This window comes from Streptomyces sp. BK239, assembly GCF_004217285.1.
Lineage (GTDB): Bacteria > Actinomycetota > Actinomycetes > Streptomycetales > Streptomycetaceae > Streptomyces.
Map to the genome: position 1 here is coordinate 211,046 of NZ_SHKS01000003.1, position 22,177 is coordinate 233,222.

A 22,177-nucleotide genomic window follows, 5' to 3' on the forward strand; every position below is an offset into this window, starting at 1 on the left:
CCTGACCTAGACCTGGGGTGCGACGTCATCGTCGTCCCCATCTTTCCAGACATGGCCCGATGATCCAGCGGGTGTCCGCCCGCCGGTCAGTCCAGGCCCAGCTCGTCCTTGGCGTACGCGTACAGGTACGGCACGCCCGCGCCCTCCTGGATCTTCTCGGCGGCGCCGGTCGCCCGGTCCACGATGGTCGCCACGGCCACGACCTCGGCGCCCGCCTCGCGCACGGCCTCGACGGCGGTGAGCGGCGAGCCGCCGGTGGTGGAGGTGTCCTCGACGACGAGCACCCGGCGGCCCCGGATCTCCGGGCCCTCGACGCGCCGCTGCAGCCCGTGCGCCTTGGCCGCCTTGCGCACGACGAAGGCGTCCAGCGAGCGGCCGCGGGCGGCGGCGGCGTGCAGCATCGCGGCGGCGACCGGGTCCGCGCCCATGGTCAGACCGCCGACGGCGTCGAACTCGAGGTCGGCGGTCAGGTCGAGCAGCACCTGTCCGACCAGCGGGGCGGCCTGCCCGTCGAGGGTGATGCGGCGCAGGTCGATGTAGTAATCGGCCTCGAGACCCGACGACAGGGTCACCTTGCCGTGCACCACGGCCTTGTCCTTGATCTGCTGCAGCAGCGCGCCGCGTGTGTCCGTCATGCCGAACAGCTTAGAGGCGACCCCGTAGGGGGGACCCAGGGCCCGGGGCCCAGGACCCGGGCCCCAGGGTCCTGGGCTCAGGCCCGGGGGCTGGGAGCCGGGCGTCGGAGGCGGGCTCAGGGTCCGGGACCCAGGACCCGGGCGGAACCCGGCATCGGCCGTGGGGCTCAGAGTCGGGTCCAGCGCCAGGTTGTCGTGGTCTCCAGCGGTTCCAGGGGGGTGACCAGGCGCGGGCGGGAGTTCAGGCCGTCGGGCGGGCCGGTCTGCGGTTCCACGCACACGGCCGCGTCCTGCTCGTCGTAGACGACGACCCACTGCTCGGGGCTGGTCACCTTCAGCTCCAGCCGCCCCGGCCAGGTGAGGGTCACGTCCACGCCGTCGGGCATGCCGAAACAGTCGTCCCAGGGTCCGGGCTTCGGCTCGACGCGCTCGCCGGTGGGCAGGTGGTCGTCGCCGCGCTCCTCCTGCCAGGCGGGGTCGAAGGCGATCCGCACGCTCTCGCCGCCGAGGTCGCGGTTGAACCAGGGGTGCCAGCCGATCTGCGCCGGGAAGGACGAGCCGTACGTCTCCACCGCCATGGACAGCGTCAGCGCGTCCTCGGTCAGCGCCACGATCTGGGTGACCCGGCCGGGGTAAGGCCAGGGCTCCACCAGGTCGTACGTCAGGACCGCCTCGTCGGCGGAACGGCGGGCCACCCGCCAGGCGCCGTCCCGGACGGTGCCGTGGATGGCGTGCGGCGGGGAGTTCAGCGGCATCTGGTGGACGGCCCCGCCGTCGCGGAAGCGGCCGTCCCTGATGCGTCCGCACCACGGGACCATCGGGAAGCAGCCGAACCGCTCCCCCTGGCGCAGCAGCTCCACACCGCCGACGCGCAACCCCGTGACCCGTCCGCCGTTGCCGGGCCGCACGGTCGCCTCCGCGTCGCCCGCGGTCAGCGTGATGTCTTCGTCGCTCACGGGACGACCCTACCGAGGCGATCAAGAGCGCGCGGGCTCAACGGCGGCGGCGCAACGCCCTGCCGACGACGATCGCCGACGCCACGGCGAACGCGGCGGCGGGGGCGGCCCAGCGCAGGATGTCGTTGCGGGCGACGGTCTCCGGGGCGGGGACGGGTGCGTAGCGGCCGCGCGGCGGCGCGTGGTCGACCTCCTCGGCGCTGCGCCCGATCATCGTCCGGCGGGCGTGCGCGGCTTCGGCGGGGGGGCCGTCCGGGTCCTCGTCGGGCTCGATGCCGGCGGTTGCATCGATGCCGGCGGTTGCATCGGTTCCGGCGGTGGCTTCGGGTTCGGCGCCGGCGGGGAGGCCCGAGGGGGCTTCTTCGGCGGGCGTTTCCGAGGCGGGGGCCGCGTCGGCGGGGGCCGCTTCCGAGGCAGGGGCCGCTTCCGAGGGCTCCGGCGCGTCGGACCCCGGGCTTCCGCCTGAGGCCTCCGCCGGGGTCTGCTCCGCCCCCTCCCCCAGGTTCTCCGCGAACCGGTTCAGCAGCCGTGCGACCGCCGAGTCGACCGCGTCCGCGGGGAGTTCAGCGATCCGGCCCGCCGCGGACGCCGTGCCCTCGAAGAGGACGGCGGTCCCGCCCTCCGACTCCCGCAGTCGCACGGTGAGCGCGAGCTTGACCGTGCCCGTGCCGCGGGCCTCGGTCGCGTCGCCCTCCACGACGTAGCCGTCGCCCTGCACGGTGACACGCAGGGCGCCCCGGTAGGTGATGGTGTGGCCGGCGACGCGCAGCTTCAGCCGGCCCGCGACGGGCTCGGTGCCGGCGTCCTGCTGGAGCCCGGGAACGGCCCGGGCCACCTGCTCGGGGTCGGCGAGGGCCGCCCTCAGCCGCTCGGCCGGAACCGGAACGAACACCTCTTGCTCCATAGATGCGGAGCCTACCCAGGCCCACGCCACCACACCTCCCCTCCGCCACAACTCGGAGCCGACGTCTGCCGCGATGCCCGTGCCGGCCACGCGCCGCTCGTGGCGCTAGTAACGCGGGTGCAGCAGGGTGGAGGCCCGCAACCCCTCCGTCCGCTCGCGCAGCTCCCGCTCGCCGGGGTCCAGGCGGAGCCCGGGCGGACGGTCTCCCGCTGCCAGGACGAAGCCCCAGTCGCCGTCACCGTCGCCGCTCGTGCGGTAGGCGGCCGTGTGCAGCCCCGCCGCGCGCAGGGTGGTCTCGACGGTCCAGAAGGCGTGGGGGCGGGTCGCGACCGGCCCGGCGTGGACGGCGAGCCGGCCCGCGGGGCGCAGGGCGCGGCGGGCCAGGCCGTAGAACTCCTGGGAGTACAGCTTGGCGCCGGCGGTCTCGCCGGGGTCGGGCAGATCGGTGATCACCACGTCGTAGGCGTCCGGGGGGATCTTCCGCAGGCGGTCGAAGGCGTCGGCGACGGTGACGTGGACGCGCGGGTCGTCCAAGGCGTGCTCGTTGAGGCGGGAGAGCGCCGGGTCGGTGCGGGCGAGGCGGAGCAGCCCGGCGTCGGGTTCGACGACGTCGAGACGGTCGACGCCGGGGCGGGCGAGGACCTCGCGGGCGGCCAGCCCGTCGCCGCCGCCGAGGATCAGCACCCGGCCGTGCGGGCCGTGCATCGCGGGGCGGACCAGGGCCTGGTGGTAGCGGCGCGCGGCGGGGCCGCCGCCGCGGAGCCGGCCGTCGAGGTAGAGGCCGACGGGGCCGCCGTCGGCGTCGCCGGTGAGGACGACCTCCTGGACGCCGGTCCGCAGCGCCACCCGGACGTGGTCGCCGTACATCGCGTGCCGCGCGGCCCGTTCGAAGTCGTCGACGAGGACGGCGGCACAGGCGAGGACGCCGAGGACGGCGATGCCGGCGACGGCGAGGGCACAGCGGGCGCGGCGGGTGAGGTCGCGGCGGAACAGGCCGAGGACGAGGGCGCCGCCGGCGGCCACGTTGACCGCGCCGGTCAGCAGGGAGCTGGTCAGCTGGCCGAGGCGGGGCAGCAGCAGGAAGGGGAAGGCCAGGCCGCCGACGAGCGCGCCGACGTAGTCAGCGGCGAAGAGGTCGGCGACCGCGCCGCCCGCGTCCTGGCGGCGGATGCGCTGGATCAGCTCCATCAGCAGCGGCACCTCGGCCCCGATGAGCAGGCCGATGGCCAGGGAGAACGCGACGATCAGCACCCGGGGTCCGTCAGCCCACAGCCCGCCCCAGTCACCCGTCCAGGCGAACGCCGCGTACAACGCCATGGCGCTGCAGCCGCCCACCAGGGCGAGCACCACCTCGATCGCGGCGAACCCGGCGGCGGCGAGCGGGCGCAGCCGTTTGGCGGCGAGGGAGCCGATGCCCATCGCGAACACCATCACGGACAGCACGACGGAGGCCTGGGTGACCGAGTCGCCCATCAAGTACGAGGCGAGCGCGACCAGTTCGAGTTCGTACACCAGCCCGCAGGCGGCGCAGACGAAGACGCACACGAGGACCAGGAACCGCCCGGTGCCCTGCCGGACGGGCAGCCGCGCGGGGCAGCGCCAGGGGGGCGGGGCGCCGGGCGGGGCTGGTGCGTGCGACTCGATCACGACTGCGACGTTACGTCACGAGTGCGGCACGCTTCGTCACCCACACGTGTGGAACCCGGCGCCGGTCACGCGCCCCGCGTTTGGACCGCCCTCGGTCTGAAGTCGCCGTCGGCGGACGGGCCGTTCGCGAGGGCCGGCGCGCGCACGTCCACCCTCGTGCGCGTCGCCACCAGCTGCCCGTCCTGCGGGTACGCGTGCCAGGTGCGCCAATGGACCGCTCCCTCGTGCCGCTGGGCGACCAGCGCGGTGAAGGCGTGCGGGCTGCCGGGGAAGACGCCGGCCAGGCCGTGCGGGTGGCCGGAGACGAGGGCCAGCAGTTCCTGGGCCCGCACGGCGAACTGACTGGGCGTCAACTCCTCCACGTGTGCGGCGAACTCGTACTCCCAGTCGCCCACCCGCTTGGCCACGCCGAGGGGCAGCGGGGTGCTGCTGCCGGGGAGGCAGGCCACCGTCTCCGAGCAACTGCCCCGCTCCTCCTCCAGCAGCACCTGGTGCGAGGCGCCGAGCAGTCGCAACTGAACCTGGGCGCCCGACAGTTCGAGGTCGAGGGTGGCCAGGGCGGGCAGTGGTTCACGCCCCAGGGCCCAGGCGAGGTCGGCCGCGCGCGTGTCGGTGTAGGACGTGTGCAGGGTCGTGAGCATGACTCGGCTCCGCTAGAACGCAAAGAGAGGGAAGGTCCGGCACGCCCCGGCAGACACCGGGAGGTCGCCCGGTCGGCCCGTTTCCTGGGGAGGACGTCCGCGCGGGACGTCCGTAGGGGTCCGAGGGGCTGCGTTGGTGGATTAGAGGGAATCATGAACAGTGGCGCCAACACAGCGTTTTTACCCAACTTCGTGGGGTTTCCATCCCCTAGAGGGCTCCACAGCTCAACTGTTCAACCACGGCGCACGCCATGCGGCCCTCGCGCACCACGACGCGCGCCCGCGCGCGACCCCCGAAGCGGCGCGATGCCCGTGCGGCCGGACATGCCGCGACCGCGATGCCCGATGCGGCCGGACATGCCGCGACCGCGATGCCCGATGCGGCCGGACATGGTGCGACCGCGAGGGACGCCCCGGTCAAGGAGCGGACCCTCGCGGTCCGGATACGGCTCCCCCCGGGGAGCTCAGCTGCCCCGTGTCAGCTGCCTCCGCCGCATCCGCCGCCTCCGCCGCAGGACGAGCCGCCTCCGCAGGAGCTGCCCGACGACGAGCCGCAGGAGGACGAGCCGCTGCCGCAGGAGCTGCCCGACGAACCGCAGGACGTGCCGGCGCCGCCCCCGCCGGCCCACCAGCCGTTGTTGTGACCGCCCCGGCCGCCCGTGCGGCTGCGGCTGCGGCGGGCGCCCGCGCCGCTTCGGCGGGAGCCGCCGCCCGCGCGAGCGTGGACGATCAGAGACACGACGAGCACGATGACCGCCGCCGCCAGGATGAGGCCCAGGAACATGGCGTCACCCTCCTTTCGAATCCCCCGAAGCGGCCCCCCGTGGGCGCCTCGCGCGACGTGTGAGCGTCGCGTGCACGGGGGATTCCCATCCGCCGCGCGGGCCAAAGCGCACTTGAGGAAGTCCAGAGCTTCGGCGCAGGATGACCGGCATGACCTCCACCGCACGTCCCTTCCTCAACCGCCGTCTCACCGAGTTCGGGACGACGATCTTCGCCGAGATGTCCGCCCTGGCGGTGGCGACCGGGGCGATCAACCTCGGGCAGGGCTTCCCGGACACGGACGGCCCCGAGGAGGTGCGGGAGGCGGCCGTGCGGGCGCTGCGGGACGGGCGCGGCAACCAGTACCCGCCGGGGCCCGGCGTGCCCGAGCTGCGGACGGCGATCGTCGAGCACCAGCGGCGCCGCTACGGGCTGACGTTCGACCCCGACACGGAGGTGCTGGTCACCGCGGGCGCCACGGAGGCCGTCGCGGCCTCACTGCTGGCGCTGCTGGAGCCCGGGGACGAGGTCGTCGCCCTGGAGCCGTACTACGACTCCTACGCGGCCTGCATCGCCATGGCGGGCGGCACGCGCGTGCCGGTGACACTGCGGCCGGACCCGGAGCACGCCCGCTTCCGCCTGGACCTCGACGAGCTGCGCGCCGCCGTCACCGACCGCACCCGGCTGCTGCTGATCAACACCCCGCACAACCCGACCGGCACCGTCCTCACCCGTGCGGAGCTGACCGCGATCGCCGAGCTGGCGGTGGAGCGGGACCTGCTGGTCGTCACGGACGAGGTGTACGAGCACCTGGTCTTCGACGACGCCGAGCACGTACCGCTGGCGACCCTGCCGGGCATGCGCGAGCGGACGGTCACCATCTCCTCCGCCGGGAAGACCTTCTCCTTCACCGGCTGGAAGGTCGGCTGGCTGACGGCGGCGCCCGCCCTGGTCACGGCGGTCCGGTCGGCGAAGCAGTACCTGACGTACGTCGCCTCCGGCCCGTTCCAGTACGCCGTGGCGGAGGCACTGAGCCTGCCGGACACGTACTTCGACGGCTTCCGCGCGGACATGCGGGCCAAGCGGGACCTGCTGTCTGCGGGACTGGCGGCGGCGGGCTTCGCGGTCTACCGCCCGGCGGGCACGTACTTCGTCACCACGGACATCCGCCCCCTCGGCGAGACCGACGGCTTCGCCTTCTGCCGCGCCCTGCCCGAGCGCGCCGGCGTGGTGGCCATCCCGAACGCCGTCTTCTACGACCACCGCGACCAGGGCGCACCCTTCGTACGGTTCGCCTTCTGCAAGCAGACAGCCGTGCTGGAGGAGGCGGTAGCCCGTTTGAAGGCTCTGTCCGCCCAGGGCCATCAGGCCTGACGGCCACATGGTGCAAACCCCTTGGCCACAGGGCCGGGCGAAGCCGGTCGGTTCGGCTTCGCCCGCATGATCCTCGGGCGGGTGGCCCGGGGTCTCTGCCCGCTTCGTCGCTGTGGTGCGCGGTCGGGCAGGCGTGGAGCCGTCCGTCGTGCCCGTGGTGAGGGTGGGCCGGCGCCGGCGCAGCGGAGCGGGCTGCGGTTGCGCAGTTCGATGCCCACCCAGGTGAGCGCGACGGGCAGGCCGGGTGCCTGCTTCGGGCCGTGATGTTCTGCCGGGCGGGCAGAGCGGTAGCGAACAGGCCGAGCTCGGCGACGGCGAACATCGCGGCGCGCTCGACGGTGCTGCCCATGTCGGGGTGGTCGGCGGCGCAGCAGCCAGCAAGACGACCACGGGGAACGGCGCGCCGGTCGCAAGCAGGGACGAGGGTTCGAGGGGGTCACGCCGCGCGATCAGGTTGCGCGCTTCCGCGTGGCGGCACGCGCCGCGGCAACAGCCGCATATGCAACATCAAGCGCGTGATGAGCCCGGGTCGAGACGGCATGACCGAGCGGGCACCACGGAAGTCCTCTGTCAGCGGGCGTCTGCCTCAGGCTCCGGGCGCGGGAGCTCGTCGAGGTCGAGGGTGAAGGTGCGGCCGTCGGCCAGAGGGATGGGGAGCTTGCCCGTGCCGTACTTGTGCGTGTGTGCCGCGATGTAGCCGGTGCCGGTCGGCTGGGTGTGGAGGACGACTTCCTGGGCGTACGGGTCGACGACCAGGTAGATCGGGATGCCGTAGCGGCCGTACTTGGCGGTGCAGTCGTCGTAGTCCTTGCGTGCGGAGGAGGTCGAGACGACCTCGGAGATCAGCAGGACGTCCTCGAAGCTGTAGCGCTTGGCTTCCTTGCGTGCGTCCTCGCGCATGATCGCGAGGTCGGGGGCGGAGTTCTCGTCGGCGGGGAAGTCGATGTAGACGTCGGAGGTGACCTTCGCGTGACGGCCGAGAGCGACAGCGGAGTCGATCTGCATCGACCTGATGGTGCTGGAGTGCTCCTCGCTCTGCGGAGTCATGATCACCTTTCCGTCGGCCCCGAACAGGACCGTGTATCCCTTGGGGAACTGGGTGTGCACGATCGCGTCGACGCTCATGGACGGCTCCTTCCCGTGTGTGGTCAGGATACGGCGGACAGCGCCCTGTCCCGGGCCCGGCGGCACGGCTGTGAGCCGGTCCGGACAGCTAGCGGCGCGACCCGCGAATAGGTGTACGAACGAGGAGTCGGCTGGGTGACGGCGGCGCCCGCTCTGGTCACGGCGGTCCGGTCGGCGAAGCAGTAACTGACGTACGTCGCCTCCGGCCCGTTCAGTACGCCGTGGCGGAGGCACTGAGCCTGCTGTGGTGGCGGCTCCAGGACCGGAAGATTCTCAGGCGCATCCACACGCTCATCGCGGACATCGCCCGGAACGGCAACGAGGGAATCGGCAAACCGGAGTCCCTCAAGCACGGGTTCCAGGGGTACTGGTCGCGCCGGGTCGACGACGAGCACCGCCTGACCTACAAGGCCGCCGGGGACGGCGTGCTGGTCGCACAGGGCCGCTCTCACTACGAAGGCTGAGAGCCCGGCCGGGCCGCGTGGTCGCGGGGTGGGCCGGGCTCCCGTGAGGTGTGACTCGTGCGGCGCCGGGGTCAAGTGGTGCGCGCGGGAGCGGAGTTACTCGTCGCCCTCCTCGGGCTTCGCCGCGTCGTCGACCTCCTGCTCCAGACCCAGCTGCTCCACGAGCCACTTGTCGAACTCGATGGCCGCCCGCACCCAGCTCACCGTCGAGGAGACGAACAGCTCGATGTTCACACCGGCGCCGATCAGCAGCTGCGCCTCGCCGATGAGGCGGACGGTGCCGTCGTCGTGGGTGTGGGTGTAGACCTTCGGCCACAGGGTGCGACGGTTCCAGTCGTCAATCGCCTCCAGCAGCTGCGGCTTGACGTCGATCTTGTGCGGCCGGTCGAAGAACGTCCGCACCGAGTAGACCGCCTGTTCCCCTTCACCGCGGAACATGAAGTAGGTGCGGAACTCCTCCCACGGCGCCGCGAGGTCGCCCTCGTCGTCTACGACGTACTTGAGCTCCATCTGGTCGAGGAGCTGCTTCACCAGGTCCTGATCCGGAACGACGGGGCCCGCCGGTCCCTGGGGCTGCGGCTCGGGCTGACCCCCGAAGTTCGGAATCGAGGACGGGTCGATGGACATATGTGAACACTCCTGCGGTCGTCTGGTCCGTCCGGCCATCAGTGAGACCAGACGTACAACCCACCCTCTCTCTCTTGCCCCGTGACCGGCAACCTGCCCGGCCGGTGTGCCCCGACTACACCGTCTTGCCCGTCGCGGGACCCGTCTCGGCGCCCGTCGCCGGACCCGTCGCGGGGCCCACGATCAGGCCCTCGCCGAAGGCGTCCACGCGGACCGTGTCACCGTCCTTGACCTCGCCGGACAGGATCTCCTTGGCAAGACGGTCGCCGATGGCCGTCTGGACCAGTCGGCGCAGCGGGCGGGCGCCGTAGGCCGGGTCGTTGCCCTCGTGGGCGAGCCAGTCCAGGGCCGCGTCGGTGACCTCCAGGGTGAGCCTGCGTTCGGCCAGCCGCTTGGCCAGCCGGTCGATCTGGAGCCTGGCGATCCGGCTCAGCTCGTCCTTGGACAGCGCCGAGAAGACGACCAGGTCGTCGAGCCGGTTGAGGAACTCCGGCTTGAAGGAGGTGCGGACCACCTCCAGGACCTGTTCCTTCTTCTCCGCCTCGCTGGTGAGCGGGTCGACCAGGAACTGGCTGCCCAGGTTGGAGGTCAGCACCAGGATGACGTTGCGGAAGTCGACCGTGCGGCCCTGCCCGTCGGTCAGCCGGCCGTCGTCGAGCACCTGGAGCAGGATGTCGAAGACCTCCGGGTGCGCCTTCTCCACCTCGTCGAGCAGGACGACGCTGTACGGCCGGCGGCGCACCGCCTCCGTCAGCTGGCCGCCCTCCTCGTAGCCGACATAGCCGGGCGGGGCGCCGACCAGGCGGGCGACGCTGTGCTTCTCGCCGTACTCCGACATGTCGATGCGGACCATGGCCCGCTCGTCGTCGAAGAGGAAGTCGGCGAGCGCCTTGGCCAGTTCGGTCTTGCCGACGCCGGTCGGGCCGAGGAAGAGGAAGGAGCCGGTGGGCCGGTCGGGGTCGGCGATCCCGGCGCGCGAGCGGCGCACCGCGTCGCTCACCGCGCGCACGGCCTCGGTCTGGCCGATGAGGCGCTTGCCGAGCTCGTCCTCCATGCGCAGCAGCTTCTGGGTCTCGCCCTCCAGCAGCCGGCCGGCCGGGATGCCCGTCCAGGAGGCGACCACGTCGGCGATGTCGTCGCTGCCGACCTCCTCCTTGACCATGGTGTCCTTGGCGGCCTCTTCCTCGGCCTCGGAAGCGGCTTCCAAGTCGCGTTCCAGGGAAGGGATCTCGCCGTAGAGCAGCTTGCTGGCGGTGTCGAAGTCGCCGTCACGCTGGGCACGTTCGGCCTGGCCGCGCAGTTCGTCGAGCTTCTCCTTCAGCTCGCCGACCCGGTTGAGTGACTGCTTCTCCTTCTCCCAGCGGGCGTTGAGACCGCGCAACTCCTCTTCCTTGTCGGCGAGATCGCGGCGCAGCTTCTCCAGGCGCTCCCGGGAGGCCGGGTCGGTCTCCTTGTCGAGGGCCAGCTCCTCCATCTTCAACCGGTCCACGGCGCGCTGGAGTTCGTCGATCTCGACGGGGGACGAGTCGATCTCCATGCGCAGCCGGGAGGCGGCCTCGTCGACGAGGTCGATGGCCTTGTCGGGCAGGAAGCGGGAGGTGATGTACCGGTCGGAGAGGGTGGCGGCGGCGACCAGCGCGCTGTCGGCGATCTGCACCTTGTGGTGCGCCTCGTAGCGGCCCTTGAGACCGCGCAGGATGGCGATGGTGTCCTCGACGGTCGGCTCCGCGACCAGCACCTGCTGGAAGCGGCGCTCCAGCGCCGGGTCCTTCTCGATCCGCTCGCGGTACTCGTCGAGGGTGGTCGCGCCGACCATGCGCAGCTCGCCGCGGGCCAGCATGGGCTTGAGCATGTTGCCCGCGTCCATGGCGGAGTCGCCGCCCGCACCGGCGCCCACGACGGTGTGCAGCTCGTCGATGAAGGTGATGATCTGCCCGTCCGAGTCCTTGATCTCGGCCAGGACGGTCTTCAGCCGCTCCTCGAACTCGCCGCGGTACTTGGCGCCGGCCACCATCGCGCCCAGGTCGAGCGCGACGAGCCGCTTGTCCTTCAGCGACTCGGGCACGTCGCCCTTGACGATCCGCTGGGCGAGGCCCTCGACGACGGCGGTCTTGCCGACGCCCGGTTCGCCGATCAGGACGGGGTTGTTCTTGGTGCGGCGGGAGAGCACCTGCACCACGCGCCGGATCTCGGTGTCCCGCCCGATGACGGGGTCGAGCTTGCCCTCGCGCGCGGCGGCGGTGAAGTCGGTCCCGAACTTCTCCAGCGCCTTGTACTGCCCCTCGGGGTCGGCGGTGGTCACCCGGCGTCCGCCGCGGGCCTTCTGGAAGGCGTCCACCAGCTTCTTCGGGGTGGCCCCCTGCCGGGAGAGCACGTCGGCGGTCTGCCCGCCCTTGGCGGCGATGCCCATGAGCAGGTGCTCGGTCGACAGGTACTCGTCCCCGAGGTCCCTGGCGCGCGCCTGCGCGTCGGCGATCACGGCGAGCAGCTCACGGTTGGGCTGCGGAGGCGCGACGGTGGAGCCGGCCACGCTGGGCAGCGAGCCGAGCACCTTCTCCGCGCCGGCCCGCACGGCTGCCTGGTCGGCGTCGACGGCGGCGAGCAGATCGACGATGTTCTCGTTGTCCTGTCCCTCCAGGAGAGCCAGGAGCAGATGGGCGGGGGTCAGATCGGGGTGGCCCCCGGACAGGGCCCGGTTGCCGGCCGCCTGGATCGCGTCCCGGCTCCGGTTGGTCAGCTCGGCGTCCACGTTCGCTGTCTCCTCCTTGCGTCAGCCGTCAGCACCTGACTCACACAACGTACACAAACTTGAGTCTATTCCACTCAAGGTGCGGATGGGCGCCGCACGGCCGCTAAGTTCCCCACCATGGCCGCATACCCCCAGGACCCGGGCTCTCCCGACGCGCCGTACCTCGCCTTCTGGCGGGAACGGCACGTGTGCACGCTGACCACGCCCCGCCCCGACGGCTCACCGCACGTGGTGCCCGTCGGAGTGACATACGACCCCGAGGGGCGAACGGCTCGGGTGATCGCCGACCGGGCGAGCCGGAAGGTGCGCAACGTGCTGGCGGCGGGCCCCGAGGGCGCGCGCGTCGCCGTCTGCCAGGTCGACGGCCGCCGCTGGGCCACCCTGGAGGGCCGCGCCTTCGTCCACACCGACCCGGAGCGCGTCAAGGACGCGGAGACCCGCTACGAGGAGCGCTACGGCCACCCACCCCGCCCGAACCCCACACGCGCGGTGATCGAGATCAAGCTGACCCGAGCGATGGGGAAGGGCTGAGGTTCCGGAAACCCGCGGAGGCGCCGCTCGCCGTCCGGTGGGCGTGTGACCGAATCGTGGGGGTGGTTTCCGGCCACCGCCGGATCGCCGTCGCGCCCGCCCCGCACCCGCACAGGTCCGGACATGTCGCCGGAAACTGCAGCGGCGTCACCGTGTTCAGGTCACGGTGACGCCGCTGCGGGGGGAAGTACCTGAGCGATCTGTTACGACGGGGGAATCGCGTCAGGCACTGCGGGGGGTGGCTGAAACTGTTCTGGAGGCGGCCGGGCCGGCCGGCTCGGCCAGCTGGTGGTCGCGCTGATCCAGGTTCACGAAGATCATTCCGTACCGGATGGCACATCTCACGGGCTGCGGCGCCCCCCGAGGCCGCCGCAGGCACTTGTACGCCCGTACGTCGCCCTCCTCGTCCCGCGTCACCACGACCGGCTCTCCGAAGACGGCCACCATCAGCGAGTCGCCGCTGTGCGGGATCGCGGTGACCAGGTCGATGAAGTGCCAGCCGGAGCGGTAGGCCGTGGCCATCTCGCGGCGGAAGGAGCGGTCGTCGGGTGGAGTGGTCACATCAGGCTCCGGATCCGTCCGTCGCGCCGGAGGTCGGGTCCTCGGGAGCCGGACCCGCGACGGGAGCCGCCGGCCAGTGGCTGTCCGCCAGCGTGACGGTCGTGGCGGACTGCGGCCAGTGGCTGTCCGCCGTCACCTCGTCCTTCACGTCGGAACGGGCGCTCAGCACCCCGAAGGCCACCACGGCGGAGAGGGCGGCAACAAGTACCGAGCGAAGCATTTTGTGGCACATGGTCGGCCTCGTCCTCACTTGAAAGTCTCCTCTTCCCCCGTCGGTAAAGACGATGGCTCATTCGGGCACGTCATGACCACAGGATCGATGCATCATGTTCCTGCATGTTCAGGACCCTGGGGGGTGGAGATCTCGTGGCAAACCGGACCAAAACAACGCATCCCCATGCGGTGACCCAACTGTGCGAGGAAGGTGGCCGACTTTACGCCAACGCCCTGCGCACGGGGAGGGCCGCCCGTGTGGACGCGGAGTCCGCGCCTTGCCTGGTGGACCTCGCCCTGCTCGTCCCCGACCCCGACGACGCGGACTGGCTGCGTCCGGTTCCGCCCAGCGTCGCGCTCGCCCAGCGGCTGCACCCCATCGAGCAGGAGATCAACGAACGCCGCCGGCTGTCCGTCGAACTCGCGGACGTCTTCGAGCCGTTCCTCGCCCTGAGCGCCCAGTCCGCCACCACCGACCACTCCATCACCGTGCTGGAAGGCGCCGCCCGCATCAACGAGGCCCTCAACCTCGCCACCGGACAGTGCCGTTCGGAGATGCTCACCATCCAGCCCAGCGACGACCGCTTCTCCGAGCGCAGCCTCGCCCTGGGCCTCGAACGCGACCGCCCCATGATCGAGCGCGGGGTGCGCATCCGCACCCTCTACCAGCACACCGCCCGCCACAGCCCGGAGAAACTGGGGTACGTGGCCCAACTGGCCAACGGCAAGGTCGAGTACCGCACGATCGCCGAGGTGGTGGAGCGCCTCATCGTCTGCGACGAGACCGTCGCCTTCATACCCGCCCGCGACGACCAGCAGGTCGCCCTGGAGCTGCGCCACCCCGGCCTCGTCCGCTACCTGGTGAAGGTCTTCGAGTTCATGTGGGCCCGCGCGGTCCCGCTGAGCGCCGGCGCCCCCTACGAGACGGACCCCGGCGGCATCACCGACATCCAGTACTCCATCGCCAAGCTCCTCGTCGAGGGCCACGTCGACGAGGCCATCGCCCGCCGCCTCGGCATGAACGTACGGACCTGCCGCGCCCACATCGCCAAGCTCGCGGCGATCCTCGGCAGCGGCAGCCGCGCCCAACTCGGCTTCCTCATAGCCCAGTCGGGGATCCTGGAGCGCGAGGACTGATCCCCGCCGGGGGCGGCGCCGCCCCGCCGAGCGGCTTGTCCAGGCCGACCTGCGCGATGCGCACGCCCAGTTGGGTACGGCTCGCCGCGCCCAGGGTCTCCGAGAGGCGGGCGATGTGCGCCCGGCAGGTGCGGACGCTGATGCCGAGACGCTCCGCGATCACCGCGTCCTGGTGCCCCTCCGCGAGGAGCGCCGCGATGGACTGCTCCCGGTGCGAGACGCCCTCGATACGGGTGTCGGGCAGCGGCGCGGTCAGCGGGATCGCCAGCCGCCACAGCCGCTCGAACACGGTGACCAGGTAGGCGATCAGCGCCGGGTGGCGCAGCTCCAGCGCCATGGTGCGGTCGGCGTTGGCGGGGATGAAGGCGACCGTGCGGTCGAAGAGGATCAGCCGGTCGATGACCTCGTCGAGCGTGCGGGCCTCCACCGCCGGGCCCATCAACTCCAGGTAGTTCAACAGCCCTTGACCGTGCCGGGCCACATGCGTGTACAGGTCGCGCATGCGCACGCCACGGCCGCGCAGCGCGAGCGCCCGGTGCAGCCCCTCGGACAGTTCGTGCTCGCGCCGGATGCCGCCCGGCTGGACGGTCAGCACCTCCGTGGTGCACGCCCCGGTCGCCTGGTCCAGGGCCGCCTGGATGCGCGCGTCGCCGTCCAGGACGCGGATCGCCGCGCCTTCGGCGACGGCGGCGGACGGCGCCGGCCCGCCGAGGCCCGCGTACCGCTCGAACGCGGCGACCGCCGCGCCCATACGCCGCCTGCTCGCGCTCACCTCGTCGTAGAGGCCGTGCAGCAGCCGGGTCATGACCTCCTGCGGGGAGGTCGGCACCAGCCAGTCCATGTCGTCGGGGTCCGGGTGGAGCAGGGCCAGCTCCAGCAGACAGGGCACCTGCTCGGCGTCACCGCGCGGCACCCGGCCCCGGCGCACGGCCCGGGAGTACACGCGGTCCCCCGCCTCGCACAGCCGGTCGGCGCCGTGCGGATGGTCCTGCGCCCCGTGCCCGGCCATCGCCCGTCCCACCCCCGCTGCCCGCGGCCGTCGGCGCCGCAGGTGTCGGTGCCGGTGCCGCCGGCGCCTGTGCGCCTGATTTCCGCAGCGCAACTATGCGCGGCCCGGACCGGCTCCGCAACAACGGCAGGGGGCACGCGGTGTGCGTGCCCCCTGCCGTCGTCGCCGCGCCCCGGTGGGTTACTTCAGGCCGATGGAGTTGCAGGCGGACTTGTACTCCGAGGTGCAGATGTCGGACACCTTGTAGATGCCGTCCTCGATGACGGTGCTCTTGATGTTGCTCTTCGTCAGCGCGACCACGGGGACCAGGTTGGCCCGGATGCCCTTGTCGGTGGGGCTGTCGACCTTGTCGCGGGTCAGGGACTCGAACTGGAGGTCACGGCCCCGGACCTTGGCCACGGCCATCGCCGCGGCGGCGGCCGCCATCTGCGGGTAGGGCTTGTAGACGCTCATGTACTGCTCGCCGCTGACGATCCGCTGCACGGCCGAGAGTTCCGCGTCCTGGCCGGTGACCGGGGGCATGTCGTCGTCGCTGACGCCCGCCGCCTTCAGCGCGTTGATGACGGCGCCGGCCATGGCGTCGTTGGCGGAGTACACGGCGGCGATCTTGCTCGCGCCCATCTTGGAGATCGCCTTGGCCATGTTGGCCTTGGCCTCCTTCGGGTCCCAGTCCTTGGTGTCGAACTTCTCGGCGATCGTCACCCGGCCGTTCAGCTCCGACAGCGCGCCCTGCTTGAACTGGGCGGAGTTCGGGTCGGTGAGCGAGCCGTTCATCATGACGATCTGGTCGCTGAGGTCGGCCGTCCCCAGGGCCTCCACCAGGGTGCGGCCCTGGACCTCGCCGACGAGCTCGTTGTCGAAGGAGACGTACGCGTCGATCGGGCCCTGTGCCAGGCGGTCGTAGGCGATGACGGGGATGCCCGCGTCCTTGGCCTTCTTCACCGTGCTCGCGATCGCCTTGGAGTCGACGGCGTCCAGCAGGATGACGTCGACCTTGTCGTCGATCATCCGCTCCATCTGGGTGACCTGGGTGGAGTTCTTGGCGTTCGCGTTGGCGTACTGGACGCTGCCCTTGCTGCTGGTGAGCTCGGCGACCTTGGACTTGATGATGGGGTAGTCGAACTGCTCGTAGCGGGTGTTGGTCTCCTCCGGCATGAGCAGGCCCACGGTGAGGTCGTCACCCTTGGTCGGTGTCGCCTCGCCCGCTTCCTCCGTCGCGCCCAGCATGCCGCAGCCGGCGAGCGAGAGGGACAGCGTGGAGGCAACCACGGCTATGGCGATACGACGCATTCGGGGGCTCACTTCAGGTGCGTTCCGGACATCGGGTGCGACATGCTGACCCAGGTGTCTGAAAAGCCAACGCGGCGGCGGCCGTCGGCGTCAAGCCAAACTACTTAACGAAGTAACAACATCACCCTCCGCTCAGCATGTGAAGACACATGGAGACGACACGGAGGGCACGTCACGAACCGGCGAAGAACCGCTCACTCCACAGGGGCCCTCCCTCAACTCGCCCCCGGCGCGGATCTCAACGGGCCCCGGGGTCGTGCTTCTTCAGCGACGCCTGCACCTCGGCGGCGTACGCCCCCTCCCACCACGGGATCGTCTCCACCAACACCGGCTTGGTACCGGACGCCAGCACCAGGGCCCGCCCCGGAGGCATCGCACCGAGATCGGAGACCCCGAGGACGCGTTCACGACGCGTGGACTCACTGACCGTACGGTTGCCGGACCAGCCGCCGAACTCCGACTCACGGCTCGTCTGGTACTCGCGCAGGTCGAACTCGCCCGCCAGTTCGCTCAGATCGCCGAGGAACCGGGTGTCGGAGACGCCGCCGCCGTAGACGCGCACGTTCGCGGCCGACCACAGCTTCTCCATGCCGCGCTCGCCCCACACCTCGATGCCCTGCGCCCAGGACTGCAGGATCGTCATCAGGATGATGCCGCGCGAGCCGTAGTGGGAGTACAGGTCGGGCAGGGAGCGCCAGCGGCACACGTTGGCGGCCTCGTCGAGCACGCCGACCAGCGGCAGCGGGAGCCGGCCGCCGCGCTGGGTGGTGGCGTACTCCTCGGCGGCCTCGACGACGGCGACGGTGAGCGCGGTCACCAGCGGCCCCGCGGAGTCGCGCCCCTCTCGGGAGAGCGAGTACAGGGTGCCGCCGGTGCGGACGAAGGCGTGCGGGTCGAACTGCGGCGCGTGCGGGTCGGCGCTCGGGGTCACCCAGCGGTTGACCTCCGGGTTGACCAGGCAGGACGCCATCTGCTGGGCGACGCCGTAGATACCGCTGCGCTGTTTGTCGGGGGCGTTCACGACGCCGGCGAAACCGTCGGCGGACATGGTGTGCCCCGCACCGCGCAGGATCCGTTCCGGGGTGTCGTCCTTGGGGTTGGACAGCCAGGTGTAGATCTGGGTGATCGGCGCCTTCGCACAGGCCGCGGCGAGCAGCAGGTTGGCCAGCAGGTCCTGGCCGGCGGGGTCGAAGAAGGCGTCGGTGGAGGCGTTCGCGTCCCGCGACCCGCTCGCGAAGTGGTCGGCCATCTTGCGGGCCTTGGCCACGTCAGTGACGTACGTCAGCGGGTTCCAGTACCAGCTCGGCGGCTCGGCGGCGACCTGCTGCGGGTCGAACACCCAGACCGGCCCGCGGGCGCTGCGCGGGCCGCGCGTCGCGTCCACGACGTCCCGCTTGTTGGAGGTGACGAGCACCGCGCCCGGTCCGTCGAGGATCGCGGGGATCGCCCGCCGGGTGGTCTTGCCGGTCCGCGGGCCCCAGATGTCGACGTGCATGTCCTCGTACGACCCGAACAGCGGCTGCCGGCCCTTCACGGACCGCCCGATGAACACGCCGGGCGTGCCCGCCCGTACCCCGAGCCGCTCGGCGATGGCCGCCGCGCCCTTCATGGTGAGCTTGCCGAGCTCCTCGCCGCGCGCGAGGTGCCGGGCCGCTCCGTCCACGCCGGGCCTGTTCCGGATCCGCTGCCGCACCCGGTACGCGGCGAGCACCAGCACGCCGGCCAGCACGGCCTCCCCGGCTGCGACGGCGCTGGCCGCCGAACCCGGCCAGCTGTAGTCGCCCTTGACGACGGCCACGAGGAACGACAGCGGGTTCGAGGGCGGCGCGGGCGCGTCGGCGTACGACGCCCCCACCTCGGCGGCCAGCCAGGCGCCGGCGCCGCACAGGAGGACGATCGCGACGACGATGGCGATCTCAAGAGTCCAGTCGTCCTCGGCCCGAGGCTTCTTCTGCTGCTCAGCACTCACCGGCGGGGCTGGCCTTTCTGGGGGTGGGGTGGGGTGGGGTGCGGGTCTTCCGGGGTGCGGTCAGGCCTTGTCCGCGGCGAAGACGAAGACGCCCTCGCTCGTCGCCATCACGGTGTGGCCGTCGCTCGTGCGTTCCAGGACGTCGATCTCGTCGTTCAGGGGGGTGTCGGGGGCGAGATCGGTGGCCAGGATCTTCTTGGTGCGCATGTCGAGAGCGGCGAGGCCCGTGTCACCGACGAACGTGTACAGCACGTCGGCGGTGGGGAGGGCCACCGGCTCGATGTCCTGCTCGTCCTTCTCCTGCCGCCACAGTTCCTTGCCCGTCTCCGTGCTCCAGGCGACCGCACCGCCGCCGAACTGGGTGACGACGCTCTTGCCGTCCGGGGAGACGGCGACCACCGGCTCGTGCGCGTCGTTGGGGTCGAGGTAGGTCTTGGGGCCTTCCACGAGGGTGCGGCCCGTCTTGAGGTCGACCACCGTGAGCAGCGCGTCGTAGGGGTCGTCCTTCAGGCCCCAGGCAAGCAGGCCCCGGTCGCCGGTGAGCGGGAAGAGCGAGGCGGCCGCCTTGTCCCCGGCCTCGGTCTGCGCGGCGACGGCGGCGGGCAGGGCGACGCCCTCGGTGTTCCACAGGTCCTTGCCGGTGAGACGGTCGCTGACCTGAAGCCGCTGGCCGCTGACGTGGAAGTCCGCGAGGGACGTCTCCACGCGGTAGCCGAAGCCGGGACCGATCGGGGCGTGCTTCTCCCACCGGTCCTGCACCTGGACGGTGGCGCCGCCGCCGAGCGGGGCGTAGGAGCCGCTGTCGTTGTCCTCGTCCAGACGCACGTGCCCCGCCTCGACCGTGAGATCCGTGCGGTCCTCGCCGTCGTAGGCCGAGCTGCCCAGCTTCTCGCCGGAAGGGGCGTACATGGTGTACGTCGTCCTGACCGACGCCTTCTTCAGACCGCTCGCCGGGGTCTCGTCGCCGTCGACGGCCAGGAGGGCCGGTGTGCCGTCCTTCCACTGGCTGATCCGGAAGAACTCGGCGGGCACGAGGTCCCGTTCGCTCGACCAGCCGCTGCCGGGGATCTCGACCTCGACCGACGTGCGTTCCCGGCCCGTGGCCGCGTCGAACAAGCGGGCCCGGAAGCGGTACTCCTCCGGGGTTCCGCCCGTGTTGTCGGGGTACGTCGTGGTGTCCTCGGTGAGGACGACGGCGTCGCCGAGCACACAGGTCTGCGCCTTGTCCCCGATGACCCGGCTCGTGGCCCGCTGCACCGGGTCCCCCGGGCAGCCCTTCACGGCACCGGTCTTCACAGTCCATACGGGCTTGCGGGACAGGCCCGGCAGAGCGGCGCCGCCGTACACCGGGCCCGGGGCGGCGGACGCCGACGCCTTGGGCGTCGCCTTCCCGGTGGCGCCGGCCTTGGCCGTGTCATCGCCGCCGCCGCAGCCCGCGACCAGCCCGATGCAGGTGAAGGCGCTCGCGGCGTGCAGGAGGTGACGCTTCATCGGTGACTTCATGCTCCCTTTTCGTTCTGCGTGCCGTCGCCCTCGACCGCGTTCGTGCCCCGTGGGACGGGGACGCGGTAGACGCCGGTGATCTTGTCCTGGTAGTCCCACTTGCTGAACTCGACCGACTTGCCCGGACGCGGGGCGTGGAGGATCTTGTGGCCCTTGGGGTCCCAGACGAGGCCGACGTGGCCCGAGGACCCGTCGGACTCCGGCCGGAAGAAGATCACGTCGCCGGGCTGGGCCTGGGACAGCGGCACCTCGTACTTCTTGAGGTACGGCTCCTGACTGCGCGTCGTCGTCCCGATGTCGATCTTCCCGTCGCTGGCCATGTAGTAGGCCCACTGCGTGAAGCTGGAGCAGTCGAAGCTGGTCGGGTTGCGGCCCTGGAGCCGCGGCGCGCCGTACACGTAGGGGACGCCGATGCCGCGCTGGGCCCAGCCGAGGACCGCGCGGATCACCGGGTCGTCGGAGTCGGGCAGGACACCCGAGGCGCCCGCGCCGTCCGGGGCCACGGCCGCGCCGCCGGTGTCGGCGGCGCAGTCGGCGTACTCCGCGTCCTTGCCGCCCTCGTCGGAGCCGGGGACCGTGCCGTAGTCGGGGTTGGCGGTGACCTTGCCCTGCATCCACCCCTCGGGGTCGACCATGCCCGGGCCCTGGTCCCGGCCGCCCACGAAGGGGTTGTCGACACCGGGAAGCAGCACCTCCCAGTGCAAGTGGGGCCCGGTGACGTTGCCGGTCGCCCCGACCGTCCCGATCTGCTGTCCGCGTTTGACGCTCTGGCCCACGGACACCTTGATCGAGGTCTGGTGGGCGAAGAGGGTGATGACGCCGCCCGTGTGCTGGAGCTTGGTCATGTTCCCGTACGAGCCGCCGGGGCCCGCGTGGACGGCCTTGCCGTCGGCCGGAGCGTAGATCGGCGTGCCGGAGGTCGCGACGAGGTCGAGCCCGGTGTGGTAGCCGAGGCTCCACATACGGCCGCTCTTGTGGTACGGCGTGCCGACCGTGTACGTCCCCTGCTTCATGGGCCACTGCCAGTCCTTGCCCGTGGCGGGCTCGTCGGCGAACGACACGGTGGTGACGCGGCCGGTCCCGCCCGAGTACGCGGCCAGAGCCATGGCGGTGGTGGTTTCCCCGTCGCCGCCCTCGTCCAGCGCCGGTGTCGACCAGGAGCGCGGTGAGGTGGCGGCGATGCTGAGCGCGGAGCCGGGCTGGGCGTTGTTGCCGATCGGCTCGGGGATGTCCGACTGCTGCCCGAGGGTGGGGAAGCCGGGGTTCTTCTCGATGGTCTCCTTCAGATGCGCGTACCAGCGCTTGATGAGGGCCTGGTCGCCGGTCAGCGTGCCGCGGTAGCGGGCGGCCTGGGTGAGGACCACACGTGGGTAGATCGTGTTGGACGCGGTGGAGCCGGAGTAGGTCAGCAGCGCTTTCCAGGGCTCGGTCTCGGCCTTCTTGGCGTGCAGGAAGTTGGCGGCGGCCCAGGCCGCGTCGTCGATGTTGTAGAGGTCCTTCTTGCCGTCGCCGTTGCCGTCGGCGCCATAGTCCTTCCAGGCCGGCGTGCCGAACTGGAGGATGCCCATGTATCCGGCGGAGTTCCTGCCGCCCGGCGCGGCCGACTTGTCCTGGCCGAACTTGGTCTCCTGGTACATCTGCCCCGTGATGAGCGTCCAGTCGAGGCCGTCGTAGCGGGCGGCGGCACGCATCGCCGCGAGGATCATCCTGGGCGGGATCTCGTTGCGCGCGGTCTCGCTCGGCATGTACATCTTGCCGGCCGGCATGACCGGGTTGGTGGCCGCGGCGTCACCGGTGTTGCCTGCGTTCGCGTTGTCGGAGTAGTCACCGCAGTCGGCCGCCGCGGCGCCGGCGCCGACGCCGCCGACGAGGCCGCCCAGGATGGCCAGGACGAGGGTGCCGACGCCGGCGACCGGCAGGCATCCGACACCGCCGAGCAGCCACAGCCACTTGGTGTTCTTGTTGCCGTCGCCGCCCTGCCCGCCGGAGCCGCGCTGAGCCGCGGCCCTGGCCGCCTTGGCCGCCTTGGCGACCTTCGCGGCCTTGCCGGCCGCGGCCAGTACCGCCGGTGCCACCATGC

The 22,177-nt window shown here is 71.7% G+C and carries 20 protein-coding genes; 4 read left to right on the top strand and 16 right to left on the bottom strand.

Features of this window, described 5'->3' with window-relative positions; genetic code table 11:
* Positions 1–86 precede the first annotated feature (86 nt).
* The 6 genes from pyrE to EV567_RS10880 all read right to left on the bottom strand — a co-directional run bounded on the left by pyrE (position 87) and on the right by EV567_RS10880 (position 5,567).
* Positions 87–635 carry an orotate phosphoribosyltransferase gene (gene pyrE, locus EV567_RS10855; RefSeq protein WP_130438639.1) on the bottom strand — a complete coding sequence of 183 codons (549 nt, stop codon included), beginning with the start codon at positions 633–635 and terminating at the stop codon, positions 87–89.
* A 167-nt stretch (positions 636–802) separates the two neighbouring features.
* Entirely contained in the window at positions 803–1,591 is a 789-nt protein-coding gene (locus EV567_RS10860; protein ID WP_130438641.1) for an aldose 1-epimerase, read from the bottom strand.
* Positions 1,592–1,628: 37 nt separating this feature from the next.
* Entirely contained in the window at positions 1,629–2,495 is an 867-nt protein-coding gene (locus tag EV567_RS10865; protein ID WP_130438643.1) for an SRPBCC domain-containing protein, read from the bottom strand.
* Between the two features lie 105 nt (positions 2,496–2,600).
* Positions 2,601–4,142, bottom strand: coding sequence for a polyamine aminopropyltransferase (locus tag EV567_RS10870; protein WP_130438645.1), 1,542 nt, complete (start codon positions 4,140–4,142; stop codon positions 2,601–2,603).
* 65 nt (positions 4,143–4,207) lie between these two features.
* Positions 4,208–4,783 (bottom strand): DUF2617 family protein, encoded by a 576-nt coding sequence (locus tag EV567_RS10875; RefSeq protein ID WP_130438647.1) that lies wholly within the window; start codon positions 4,781–4,783, stop codon positions 4,208–4,210.
* 478 nt (positions 4,784–5,261) lie between these two features.
* A complete protein-coding gene (locus EV567_RS10880) occupies positions 5,262–5,567 on the bottom strand; it encodes a hypothetical protein (protein WP_130438649.1) in 306 nt (101 codons plus the stop codon).
* A gap of 140 nt (positions 5,568–5,707) precedes the next feature.
* Between EV567_RS10880 and EV567_RS10885 the strand changes: the two genes are divergently transcribed.
* Positions 5,708–6,919, top strand: coding sequence for a pyridoxal phosphate-dependent aminotransferase (locus EV567_RS10885; protein WP_130438651.1), 1,212 nt, complete (start codon positions 5,708–5,710; stop codon positions 6,917–6,919).
* A 570-nt stretch (positions 6,920–7,489) separates the two neighbouring features.
* Here EV567_RS10885 and EV567_RS10890 read toward each other — a convergent pair.
* Complete coding sequence (locus tag EV567_RS10890) at positions 7,490–8,044, bottom strand: Uma2 family endonuclease (protein WP_130438653.1); 555 nt, start codon at positions 8,042–8,044, stop codon at positions 7,490–7,492.
* Between the two features lie 221 nt (positions 8,045–8,265).
* On the opposite strand from EV567_RS10890, the gene EV567_RS10895 reads away from it, so the two are divergent.
* Positions 8,266–8,508: a Txe/YoeB family addiction module toxin gene (locus tag EV567_RS10895; RefSeq protein ID WP_130439521.1), complete on the top strand. Its 243-nt coding sequence runs from the start codon at positions 8,266–8,268 to the stop codon at positions 8,506–8,508.
* Positions 8,509–8,604: 96 nt separating this feature from the next.
* Here the strand turns inward: EV567_RS10895 and EV567_RS10900 are convergent, their stop codons facing one another.
* Together EV567_RS10900 and clpB are read right to left on the bottom strand one after the other, a co-directional pair.
* Complete coding sequence (locus EV567_RS10900) at positions 8,605–9,135, bottom strand: YbjN domain-containing protein (RefSeq protein ID WP_130438655.1); 531 nt, start codon at positions 9,133–9,135, stop codon at positions 8,605–8,607.
* 115 nt (positions 9,136–9,250) lie between these two features.
* A complete protein-coding gene (gene clpB / locus EV567_RS10905; RefSeq protein WP_130438657.1) occupies positions 9,251–11,884 on the bottom strand; it encodes an ATP-dependent chaperone ClpB in 2,634 nt (877 codons plus the stop codon).
* Between the two features lie 117 nt (positions 11,885–12,001).
* Here clpB and EV567_RS10910 point away from each other — a divergent pair, with 117 nt between their 5' ends.
* Complete coding sequence (locus EV567_RS10910) at positions 12,002–12,415, top strand: pyridoxamine 5'-phosphate oxidase family protein (protein WP_130438659.1); 414 nt, start codon at positions 12,002–12,004, stop codon at positions 12,413–12,415.
* Positions 12,416–12,637: 222 nt separating this feature from the next.
* Here the strand turns inward: EV567_RS10910 and EV567_RS10915 are convergent, their stop codons facing one another.
* Together EV567_RS10915 and EV567_RS10920 are read right to left on the bottom strand one after the other, a co-directional pair.
* On the bottom strand, positions 12,638–12,976 hold the full coding sequence (locus EV567_RS10915; protein ID WP_130438661.1) for a hypothetical protein: 339 nt from the start codon (positions 12,974–12,976) through the stop codon (positions 12,638–12,640).
* 1 nt (position 12,977) lies between these two features.
* On the bottom strand, positions 12,978–13,196 hold the full coding sequence (locus EV567_RS10920) for a hypothetical protein (protein ID WP_130438663.1): 219 nt from the start codon (positions 13,194–13,196) through the stop codon (positions 12,978–12,980).
* Positions 13,197–13,312: 116 nt separating this feature from the next.
* On the opposite strand from EV567_RS10920, the gene EV567_RS10925 reads away from it, so the two are divergent.
* Positions 13,313–14,326 (top strand): helix-turn-helix transcriptional regulator, encoded by a 1,014-nt coding sequence (locus EV567_RS10925; RefSeq protein WP_130438665.1) that lies wholly within the window; start codon positions 13,313–13,315, stop codon positions 14,324–14,326.
* On the opposite strand, the gene EV567_RS10930 is transcribed toward EV567_RS10925, so the two are convergent.
* From EV567_RS10930 to EV567_RS10950, 5 genes are all read right to left on the bottom strand, one after another.
* The gene (locus EV567_RS10930; RefSeq protein WP_242620752.1) at positions 14,289–15,335 is read right to left on the bottom strand and encodes a helix-turn-helix transcriptional regulator; all 1,047 of its coding nucleotides are present in this window, start codon (positions 15,333–15,335) and stop codon (positions 14,289–14,291) included. The genes EV567_RS10925 and EV567_RS10930 overlap by 38 nt on opposite strands.
* Positions 15,336–15,515: 180 nt before the next feature.
* Positions 15,516–16,625 carry a sugar ABC transporter substrate-binding protein gene (locus EV567_RS10935; RefSeq protein ID WP_130438667.1) on the bottom strand — a complete coding sequence of 370 codons (1,110 nt, stop codon included), beginning with the start codon at positions 16,623–16,625 and terminating at the stop codon, positions 15,516–15,518.
* 238 nt (positions 16,626–16,863) lie between these two features.
* Positions 16,864–18,594 (bottom strand): type IV secretory system conjugative DNA transfer family protein, encoded by a 1,731-nt coding sequence (locus EV567_RS10940; RefSeq protein WP_130438669.1) that lies wholly within the window; start codon positions 18,592–18,594, stop codon positions 16,864–16,866.
* Positions 18,595–18,654: 60 nt separating this feature from the next.
* The gene (locus EV567_RS10945; protein WP_242620753.1) at positions 18,655–20,085 is read right to left on the bottom strand and encodes a PQQ-like beta-propeller repeat protein; all 1,431 of its coding nucleotides are present in this window, start codon (positions 20,083–20,085) and stop codon (positions 18,655–18,657) included.
* Positions 20,086–20,093: 8 nt separating this feature from the next.
* Entirely contained in the window at positions 20,094–22,175 is a 2,082-nt protein-coding gene (locus tag EV567_RS10950; protein ID WP_130438673.1) for a peptidoglycan DD-metalloendopeptidase family protein, read from the bottom strand.
* Between the last annotated feature and the right edge of the window lie 2 nt (positions 22,176–22,177).

What these genes read in the sequence shown, in the direction of transcription:
- pyrE (WP_130438639.1), bottom strand. Translation starts at nt 635, where the DNA reads ATGACGGACACACGCGGCGCGCTGCTGCAGCAGATCAAGGACAAGGCC.
- EV567_RS10865 (WP_130438643.1), bottom strand. Translation starts at nt 2,495, where the DNA reads ATGGAGCAAGAGGTGTTCGTTCCGGTTCCGGCCGAGCGGCTGAGGGCG.
- EV567_RS10875 (WP_130438647.1), bottom strand. Translation starts at nt 4,783, where the DNA reads ATGCTCACGACCCTGCACACGTCCTACACCGACACGCGCGCGGCCGAC.
- EV567_RS10880 (WP_130438649.1), bottom strand. Translation starts at nt 5,567, where the DNA reads ATGTTCCTGGGCCTCATCCTGGCGGCGGCGGTCATCGTGCTCGTCGTG.
- EV567_RS10885 (WP_130438651.1), top strand. Translation starts at nt 5,708, where the DNA reads ATGACCGGCATGACCTCCACCGCACGTCCCTTCCTCAACCGCCGTCTC.
- EV567_RS10890 (WP_130438653.1), bottom strand. Translation starts at nt 8,044, where the DNA reads ATGAGCGTCGACGCGATCGTGCACACCCAGTTCCCCAAGGGATACACG.
- EV567_RS10900 (WP_130438655.1), bottom strand. Translation starts at nt 9,135, where the DNA reads ATGTCCATCGACCCGTCCTCGATTCCGAACTTCGGGGGTCAGCCCGAG.
- EV567_RS10910 (WP_130438659.1), top strand. Translation starts at nt 12,002, where the DNA reads ATGGCCGCATACCCCCAGGACCCGGGCTCTCCCGACGCGCCGTACCTC.
- EV567_RS10920 (WP_130438663.1), bottom strand. Translation starts at nt 13,196, where the DNA reads ATGCTTCGCTCGGTACTTGTTGCCGCCCTCTCCGCCGTGGTGGCCTTC.
- EV567_RS10925 (WP_130438665.1), top strand. Translation starts at nt 13,313, where the DNA reads ATGTTCAGGACCCTGGGGGGTGGAGATCTCGTGGCAAACCGGACCAAA.
- EV567_RS10930 (WP_242620752.1), bottom strand. Translation starts at nt 15,335, where the DNA reads ATGGCCGGGCACGGGGCGCAGGACCATCCGCACGGCGCCGACCGGCTG.
- EV567_RS10935 (WP_130438667.1), bottom strand. Translation starts at nt 16,625, where the DNA reads ATGCGTCGTATCGCCATAGCCGTGGTTGCCTCCACGCTGTCCCTCTCG.
- EV567_RS10945 (WP_242620753.1), bottom strand. Translation starts at nt 20,085, where the DNA reads ATGAAGCGTCACCTCCTGCACGCCGCGAGCGCCTTCACCTGCATCGGG.
- EV567_RS10950 (WP_130438673.1), bottom strand. Translation starts at nt 22,175, where the DNA reads ATGGTGGCACCGGCGGTACTGGCCGCGGCCGGCAAGGCCGCGAAGGTC.